Genomic DNA, 8,829 nt, shown 5'->3' with positions numbered 1-8,829 from the left:
GCACCACGCCGCGCGGCACGCCTGATGTGCCCGAGGTATAAATCATATAGGCCGGGCGGTTGGGATCACCCATCGCATAGGTCCCCGGCGCATGATCGAACAACGCCTCTAGACCGGCCTTGTCCAACACCGGCGCGCCGTGATCCGGCAGCGCCACACCCGGCCCGGCGATCACCAAAGCCGGGTCCAATTCCGCCGCCAGTTTGCTGATCTCAGGCCCGGTCAGCGCCGCCGCCGTTGGCACCGGCATCAACCCGGCGGCAATCGCCGCCAGAAACGCGATCGGGAAATCCACCGTATTGCCCAGCCGCAGCAATACCGGCGCGCCCGGCGGCAGGCCCATCGCCGCCAATCCACCGGCCACGCCCAGAACCGCCGCCTCCAGCCGGGCATAGCTCCACCGTTCGGCGCCGCGCGGCCCGACCACCGCCAGCGCGATCTTGTCGGGCTGCGCCGCCGCCTGCGCCAGCACATACCCGGCCAGATTGAACGGCGCGGGGCAGGGCGCGAAGGCGCCATCATCGAACAGGGAAAGCATCAGCGCGCCTTGTCTTTTTCTTGGTGAAAATACTCAATCCCCGAGGCGGCGCAGCCGCCGAGATCAAGACAATGCGCCGCAGGCGCGCCACTTAAAACGCGTCGCGCACCATGCGCGAACCGGCCGAGATGTCCTCGCCAATGCCTTCGACCGTGCCACAGGCCGCAACGGCCAACAGGGCGGAAATCATCAGGATGCGTTTCATTCAGTCCTCCGCAAACCACCAGATATCAGGCTGAAACCCCAGCCAATCGCCGTAAATCGGGATCGTCTTGGGGTAATGCAGCTGTTTCTTATAGGCAAGCCGCGAATTGGGCGAATACCAGATCGGGATGACATAGCGCCCGGTGGTCAGCACCCGGTCCAGCGCCCGTGTCGCGGCCAGAAAATCGTCGTTCGAACCCGCATTCAGCAGCGCGTCGATCATCGCCGGGATCGCCGGGTTGTCGGCGCCCATCCAGTTGCGGCTGCCGGGTTCGGTGACACCTTCGGGACCCCAATAAAGATATTGCTCGTTGCCGGGGCTCAGCGACAGCGCGCGGCTATAATAGGTCATGTCGAAATCATAAGCGGTGGTGCGCTCGGTATATTGGGCGCTGTCGATAGAGGTGATGCGCGGAAAGATCCCCAGCCGTTTCAGCGCCTGAACATAGATATCGACGATCTGCTGGGTTTCGGTGGCACCCTGTTTCAGCAGGATGTCAAAGCTGAATGGCTGGCCCTCGGCCGATTTCAGCACCCCGTCATCGCCAACATGCCAACCCGCCTGTTCCAACAGATCGGTCGCGCGGCGCAGGGCGCTGCGGTTCGATGGTTTCCCGTCCGAGACCGGCAGGGCATAGCCCTCAAGCGCGCCGGGCAGCAGGTCATCCGCAAAAGGCGTCAGCAGCTCCAGCACCTTACCCCCGGCGGGACCGGGGCGCATCGCCAGCGCCGAGTTCGAGAAATACGAGGTGATGCGCGGCGCGGCGCCGTCGTTCAGGGTCTGGTTGATGAATTCAAAGTTGAACGCCTCGATCATCGCCTGCCGCACCCGCCAGTCGGCAAAGACCGGGCGGCGGGTGTTCATCACGAAACCAGCAATGCCCGAGGGCCGCTGATGCGGGATTTCGGCGCGGATCACCTCACCCGAGTGCACCGCCGGGAAATCATAGGCCGTGGCCCATTTCGCCGCATTGGGTTCGCGGAAGCTGTCGATCTCGCCGCCGCGAAAGGCTTCGAACACGATGTCGCCGTCGCCAAAATAGTCATAGCGGATTTCATCGAAATTCATCTGCCCGCGCCGCAGCGGCAGGTCGTTGCCCCAATAATCGGGATTGCGTTTCAGCACGACATAGCGCCCGGCCTCGAACCGGTCGATGACATAGGGCGCGCTGCCGATCGGCACGATATCGGTGCCGCTGGCGTCAAAGTCGCGGCCTTGCCATTGCGCCTTTTGCAGGATTGGCCGCATGCCTAACAGCAGCGGCAATTCACGGTCCGGCGTGTTGAAGGTAAAGCGAACGCTGCGCGGGCCGGTGGCCTCGGCGCGGGCGACCTTGTTCCAGACGCCGTGATAACGCGGGTGGCCGATGCTGCCCAAAGTCTCATAGGACCACAGCACGTCCTCGACCGTCACCGGCGCGCCGTCCGAGAACCGCGCCTCGGGGCGCAGGGTGAATTCGACCCAGGACCGGTCGGGCGGGGTGTCGATGCTTTCGGCCAGCAGGCCATACAGGCTGAACGGTTCGTCCCAGTTGCGGCCCATCAGGGTCTCGAACACGAATTGCTGCACCCCGAACGGTGCGCGGCCCTTGGTGATGAACGGGTTCAAACTGTCAAAGCCGCCGGATTCGCCCAGAACGATGCGCCCGCCCTTGGGCGCGTCGGGGTTCACATAGGGCAGGGCGGTAAAATCGGCGGGCAGGGCGGGGGCACCATACATGGCGATTCCATGCGCGGGCTCGGCCGGGGCGATTCCCGGCCAGAGAATCACCATCGCCGCACAGACGATTCGCAACCGCGCGCTTAAAAACATTAATGCCATTTGCCGAACAATCCCTGTCTGCCCTTTATTCTTTGCGCCTGACACTAGGCCTGCACCCTAGAAGTTTCAAACTTTTAGCTTGGACCTAAGCAAGACATTGCGTATAAAGGAGGCACTGCTCGATAGGTTTCTTGCCTGTATGAAACCTGCCTCAATAACTTAGCGCCCGCTTCGTGCGGGCGTTTTTTTTGGCTTTGAAATTTGTGCAGTCCTTGGGCATTCGGCGGTTTTTTAAAGCAGGCCCGGATTGGCCCTCGCCAAAGCCGAATCCATGTCTCATAGTCCGCCCGCGCGGCCGCTGACAGGCCGCAAAGCAAGTGATTACAGGAGGCTCGTTCATGTCGCTGAAGGGAAAAACCGCAGTTATCACCGGATCCAATTCCGGTATCGGTCTGGGGGTCGCGCGCGAGCTGGCCCGTGCTGGCGCCAATGTGGTGCTGAACTCGTTTACCGATACGGATGCGGATCATGCACTGGCCGCAGAGCTGGGCAAGGAATTCGGTGTGACTGCCCGTTATATCAAGGCTGACATGTCCAGCGGCGCCGAATGCCGCGCCCTGATCGAACAGGCTGGCGCCTGCGATATTCTGGTGAACAACGCCGGGATTCAGCATGTCTCGCCGATCGACGAATTCCCGACCGAGAAATGGGATGCGATCATCGCCATCAACCTGTCGTCGTCGTTCCACACCACCGCCGCCGCGCTGCCGATGATGCGCAAGGCCGGTTGGGGCCGCATCGTGAATATCGCTTCGGCGCATGGTCTGACGGCCTCGCCGTTCAAATCGGCCTATATCGCCGCCAAGCATGGCGTGGTCGGCCTGTCCAAGACCACCGCTCTGGAAACCGCGGAAGAGCCGATCACCTGTAACGCGATCTGCCCCGGTTATGTTCTGACGCCGCTGGTCGACGCTCAGATCCCCGACACGATGCGCGAATACAAGATGACCCGCGAAGAAGTCGTGCGGAACGTCCTGCTGGCGCGTCAGCCGTCCAAGGAATTCGTCACCGTGGAACAGGTTGGCGGCACGACCGTGTTCCTGTGTTCGGATGCAGCGGCTCAGATCACCGGCACCACGATCAGCGTTGATGGCGGCTGGACCGCGCTGTGATCGCGCCCCATGTCTGAAAAAATCCGCATCAATCTGGCGCTTCAGGGCGGAGGCGCGCATGGCGCCTTTACCTGGGGCGTCCTGGACCGCCTGCTGGATGACGAGGACATCGAGATCGCCGCGATCACCGGCTCCTCGGCCGGGGCGATGAATGCCGCGGCCTTCAAGGCCGGTATCGTCGCCGGCGGTCGTGAAGGCGCGCGCGAGAACCTCAGCTGGCTGTGGCGCACGATTGGGGGCGAACTGGGCGACGCCAAGCTGGAAAGCTGGCTCAGCCTGTTCAGCCCGACCCCCGACATGTGGAGTCAGGCGATGGAGATGTCGCTGCCGATGGCGCTGGCGGGCACCGCGGCGCAACTGGTCAGCCCGTATTTCTATGGCCCGCTGTATCAGAACCCGCTGCGCTCGGTTGTGGATCAGCTGGATTTCACCGGGGTCTGTCATGCAGACGGCCCGTGCCTGTTCATCTGCGCAACCAATGTGCGCACGGGCAAGGTCCGGGTCTTTACCGGTGACGAGGTGAACACCGATGCCATTCTGGCCTCGGCCTGCCTTCCCACGCTGTTTCAGGCGGTCGAGATCGACGACCCGCAAACCGGGCGCGTTGATGCGTTCTGGGATGGTGGCTATACCGGCAACCCGGCGCTGTTCCCGCTGTTCGACCCCAAGCTTCCGGGCGATATCGTGATCGTCAACATCAACCCGCTGGAGCGCGACGAGCTGCCGCGCAGCCCGCAAGAGATCGAGAACCGGATCAACGAGATCAGCTTCAACGCCTCATTGCTGCGCGAGTTGCGGGCGATCGGACTGGTCAAGGACATGCTGGACAGTGGTGAACTGGTCCGTGGCACGATGAAAGAGCTTCACGTCCACATGATCGCCGACGACACGCTGATGCAGCAACTCAGTGCCCAGACCAAGGCGGTGACCAACCCGGCGTTGTTGCATGACCTGAAAAAGGCCGGACGCGCGTCAGCGGATGGTTTCCTTGAGCGTCACAAGGCCGATCTGGCCCGGCGCGGCACGGTCGATATTCAGAAACTGTGCACCTGATTACAAGGCGGGCGGAACCTTAGCCGGTTTCGCGCTCTTTTCGCCGGGCTTGCGGTCTTGCGGATAGACCAGACCGGCCGAGATCACCAGCTTGGCCGCGTCTTCGACGCTCATGTCCAGAATGATCACATCCTCACGCGGCACGAACAGCAGAAAGCCCGAGGTCGGGTTCGGCGTCGTGGGCATGAACACGCTGATCAGCGGCTCGTCGCGGGGAATGCGCCGGTCGATCTCGCCTTTGGTGGTGGTCGAGATGAACGCCACCGCCCAGATGCCCTTGCGCGGATATTCCACCAGACAGGCCTTGTCGAAGGACGACCCGGTCTGGGAAAACACCGTCTCGGCGATCTGCTTGACGCCGTTATAGATCGACCGCACCACCGGCATCCGGTCGACAAGGTTTTCCCCCCACGAAATCAGCGACCGCCCGATCAGACCCTTGGCGATCCAGCCGACAAGCAGGGTAAAGAAGAAAAAGAACACAACGCCGACGCCGCGAATGTTGATCGTGGTGTCTTCGCCGAACCAGCGTTTCAGCAATTCCTCGGGCTGATAAGCCATCGGCACAAACGGCAGGACAAACCCGTCGATCCAGCCGATCACGGTCCAGATCAGCCAAACGGTCAGACCGATCGGCGCGATCACCACAAGCCCGGTCAGAAACGACGACCGCAGCCCCGCAAAGGGAAGATGCCGCCGTTTGGGATGCGCCTCGGGGGGAGGGGTCTCGTCGCCTTGTTCGAACATGTGCCTGAATTCCTGTTGCCCGCGTAATCTATGGGCTAGCTTGTGCCTCTACAAGTCGGCCCCCGAAGGCAATGCAAAATCTTTCAGCCTGTGCTGATTTCATCGGCAATTCGGGCCGCCAGCCGGGCGTTATTCAGGATCAGAGCGATATTCGCAGTCAGCGACCGGCCCGCGGTCAATTCATAGACCCGGTTCAGCAGAAACGGTGTCACCTGTTTCGCGGTGATCCCTGCGGCGTCGCGCAGCGCGGCCTCGATGATCGGGGCGATCTGGTCGTGGGCGATTTCGGCCTCGGCCGGGATCGGGTTGGCGATCAATTGGCCGCCCGGCAGACCCAGCCGCGCCCGCATCCGGTGCGCGGCGGCGATCTGTGCCGGGCTGTCCATCCGCAGCGGCGCCGGCAGGTCCGAGCCCCGCGACCAGAACGCCGGCAGGCGATCGGTCTGATAGCCGATCACCGGCACGCCAAGGGTCTCCAGCACCTCCAGCGTCTTTGGCAGGTCCAGAATGGCCTTGGCCCCGGCCGACACCACCGTCACCGGCGTTTGCGCCAGTTCGTGCAGATCGGCCGAGATGTCAAAGCTCTGATCCGCGCCGCGATGCACGCCGCCGATGCCGCCGGTGGCAAACACCGCAATGCCCGCCAGATGCGCACAGATCATCGTCGCGGCCACCGTGGTGGCGCCGGTCCAGCCTTGGGTCAGACAGACCGCCAGATCGGCGCGGCTGATCTTGCGGACGTCATTGGCGCGGGCCAATGCCTGAAGCTGGTCATCATCCAGACCGACGTGAATATGGCCCGCCATCACCGCGATCGTCGCCGGAACCGCGCCCGCATCGCGCACTGCCTGTTCGACCGCGCGGGCGGTCTCAAGGTTCTGCGGGAACGGCATGCCATGGGTGATGATTGTGCTTTCCAGCGCGACAATCGGCCGGCCATCGGCCCGGGCACACGCCACCTTGGGCGAGAATTTCATAGGAGCGGTCATGTCGGGCCTCGTCAGCGATTGGCCAAGGCTGGCGTATAGGCCGGACAAGCGCAAGAAATCGCGTGAAATCGGCGTGATTTTCACAGGAAACGCGGGCAGGGGGTTGCAAGCCGCCCCGAAGGCAGGTAGACGCGCGATCACTTCACAGGCGGGGTTCGGGCCTGACGGGGAGACATCCCGTTACGGTCCACCGGTTGGGCAGCAGCCCTTTTAACCCCGCTCAGGCGCAAACCGGAAAGGAACACGTTATGGCGCTTCCCGATTTCAATCTGCGTCAGCTCTTGGAAGCTGGCGTTCACTTTGGCCACCAGACCCAGCGTTGGAACCCGCGCATGGCGCCGTATATCCACGGCGACCGCAACGGCATCCACATTCTGGACCTGACCCAGACCGTCCCGATGCTGGACCAGGCTCTGAAAGTCGTGCGCGACACCGTCGCCAAAAACGGCCGCATCCTGTTCGTCGGCACCAAGCGTCAGGCCGCTGGCCCGGTCGCTGAAGCCGCTGAAAAATGCGCTCAGTATTACATGAACCACCGCTGGCTGGGTGGCACGCTGACCAACTGGCAGACCGTGTCGCAGTCGATCCAGCGCCTGAAAGCCATCGACGAGAAACTGGCTGGTGGTGCTGAAGGTCTGACCAAGAAAGAGCGTCTGAACATGGAACGCGATCAGGCCAAGCTGCAAGCCAGCCTTGGTGGTATCCGTGAAATGGGCGGCCGTCCGGACCTGCTGTTCGTCATCGACGTCAAAAAAGAAGATCTGGCCATCCTCGAAGCCAAAAAGCTGGGCATCCCGGTGATCGCTATTGTCGACACCAACTGCTCGCCCGATGGCGTTGACTATGTCATCCCCGGCAACGACGACGCTTCGCGCGCAATTTCGCTGTATTGCGATCTGGTGTCGCGCGCTGCTCTGGACGGCATGACCGCCCAGATGGACGCCGCCGGCGTTGACATCGGTGCTTTTGAAGAAGCCCCGATCGAAGAAGCCGTCGCCGAGGCATAAGCCCCGGGATTGTCACGGAAATGATACCGGGCGGGGGTAAGACCCGCCCGACCCCTTTTAAGACCTACGAGGAGAGCCGAGATGGCAATCACCGCAGCTATGGTGAAAGACCTGCGCGACAGCACTGGCGCAGGCATGATGGACGCGAAAAAAGCGCTGACCGAAACCGATGGCGACATGGAAGCCGCGGTTGACTGGCTGCGCACCAAGGGCCTGGCGAAAGCCGCCAAGAAATCCGGCCGCACCGCCGCTGAAGGCCTTGTCGCCGTCGCCGTTTCCGGCGGCAAAGGCGTCGCGGTCGAGGTGAACTCGGAAACCGACTTCGTCGCCAAAAACGCCGAATTCCAGGCCATGGTCGGCCAGATCGCTCAAGCCGCGATTGGCGTCGATACCCTTGACGACCTGAAAGCCGCTGATCTGGGTGGCAAGTCGGTCGAAGAAACCGTGACCGCCAAAATCGGCACCATCGGTGAAAACATGACCCTGCGCCGGATGGCCAGCGTCAATGGCGACACCGTTGTGTCCTATGTCCACAACGCCGCCACCGATGGCATGGGCAAAATCGGCGTGCTGGTCGCGCTGAAAGGCGACAACGAAGCCTTCGGCAAGCAGGTTGCGATGCATGTCGCCGCTGCCAACCCTGCCTCGCTGTCCGAAGCTGATCTTGACCCGGCTGTGGTCGAGAAAGAAAAGCAGGTTCAGATCGACATCGCGCGTGAATCGGGCAAGCCCGACGCCGTGATCGAGAAGATGATCGACGGCCGTATGAAGAAATTCATGGCCGAAGTGACCTTGCTGAACCAGCAGTTCGTCATCAACCCCGATGTCACCGTTGGCGCCGCTGCCAAAGACGCCGGTGTCGAGGTTGTCGGCTTTATTCGCCTGGAAGTGGGCGAGGGCATCGAGAAAGTCAAAGAAGACTTCGCTGCCGAAGTGGCCAAGGCTGCTCAGGGCTGATCCGACGGATCACTGACCGCATTCAAGGCCCGCTCCGATCCGTCGGGGCGGGCTTTTTCGTGGGCGGACCTGAGGTAAATAAAAACGGTGCAGCGGGACAGCTGCACCGTTTCTGTGATTGATGTGGCCGATCGGGGATGAGGGCCGACATCCTAGGCGCTGGCCCTGCCGGCGACCTATACACCGGCAGGTCAGCAAAAGACCAAGACACGCAGGAAATATTCAACGCTCTCCTGATCCGGGTTCCAAGGCTAAAGCCACCACTCACGGAACAGGATAAATGTGCCGTTTACCTGTCTAAAACGCCAGTATGGGATTCCATACCAATGCGTCCTAATTCTGCGGTCCAAGCGCGAAAATCTGGTTCTGATATGACGCTTTCAGCACAGCCTGAGCAGTG

Annotated in this window: 9 protein-coding genes; 4 read left to right on the top strand and 5 right to left on the bottom strand. The window is 62.0% G+C overall.

Annotation, left to right across the window (positions count from 1 at the left end):
- From ABYW26_RS06510 to ABYW26_RS06500, 3 genes are all read right to left on the bottom strand, one after another.
- Positions 1-538, bottom strand: a 538-nt coding sequence (locus tag ABYW26_RS06510; RefSeq protein WP_372603978.1) for an AMP-binding protein, incomplete at its 3' end; no start/stop codon positions are given.
- Positions 539-629: 91 nt separating this feature from the next.
- On the bottom strand, positions 630-743 hold the full coding sequence (locus ABYW26_RS06505) for an entericidin EcnA/B family protein (protein ID WP_372603977.1): 114 nt from the start codon (positions 741-743) through the stop codon (positions 630-632).
- Positions 744-2,564, bottom strand: a complete 1,821-nt coding sequence (locus ABYW26_RS06500; RefSeq protein WP_372603976.1) for an extracellular solute-binding protein — start codon at positions 2,562-2,564, stop codon at positions 744-746.
- A gap of 338 nt (positions 2,565-2,902) precedes the next feature.
- Between ABYW26_RS06500 and ABYW26_RS06495 the strand changes: the two genes are divergently transcribed.
- Both ABYW26_RS06495 and ABYW26_RS06490 read left to right on the top strand, forming a co-directional pair.
- On the top strand, positions 2,903-3,676 hold the full coding sequence (locus tag ABYW26_RS06495; RefSeq protein WP_372603975.1) for a 3-hydroxybutyrate dehydrogenase: 774 nt from the start codon (positions 2,903-2,905) through the stop codon (positions 3,674-3,676).
- Positions 3,677-3,685: 9 nt separating this feature from the next.
- A complete protein-coding gene (locus ABYW26_RS06490; protein WP_372603974.1) occupies positions 3,686-4,729 on the top strand; it encodes a patatin-like phospholipase family protein in 1,044 nt (347 codons plus the stop codon).
- Here ABYW26_RS06490 and ABYW26_RS06485 read toward each other — a convergent pair whose 3' ends face one another.
- Both ABYW26_RS06485 and ABYW26_RS06480 read right to left on the bottom strand, forming a co-directional pair.
- Positions 4,730-5,476, bottom strand: coding sequence for a DUF502 domain-containing protein (locus tag ABYW26_RS06485; protein WP_372603973.1), 747 nt, complete (start codon positions 5,474-5,476; stop codon positions 4,730-4,732).
- Between the two features lie 83 nt (positions 5,477-5,559).
- A complete protein-coding gene (locus ABYW26_RS06480; RefSeq protein WP_372603972.1) occupies positions 5,560-6,465 on the bottom strand; it encodes a pseudouridine-5'-phosphate glycosidase in 906 nt (301 codons plus the stop codon).
- A gap of 248 nt (positions 6,466-6,713) precedes the next feature.
- On the opposite strand from ABYW26_RS06480, the gene rpsB reads away from it, so the two are divergent.
- Both rpsB and tsf read left to right on the top strand, forming a co-directional pair.
- A complete protein-coding gene (gene rpsB / locus ABYW26_RS06475; RefSeq protein WP_372603971.1) occupies positions 6,714-7,472 on the top strand; it encodes a 30S ribosomal protein S2 in 759 nt (252 codons plus the stop codon).
- Between the two features lie 81 nt (positions 7,473-7,553).
- A complete protein-coding gene (gene tsf / locus ABYW26_RS06470; RefSeq protein ID WP_372603970.1) occupies positions 7,554-8,429 on the top strand; it encodes a translation elongation factor Ts in 876 nt (291 codons plus the stop codon).
- Positions 8,430-8,829: the final 400 nt, after the last annotated feature.

It is taken from the genome of Actibacterium sp. (assembly GCF_041584535.1).
Classification (GTDB): Bacteria; Pseudomonadota; Alphaproteobacteria; order Rhodobacterales; family Rhodobacteraceae; genus Actibacterium_D.
This window is presented reverse-complemented; position numbering and strand designations above follow the sequence as displayed.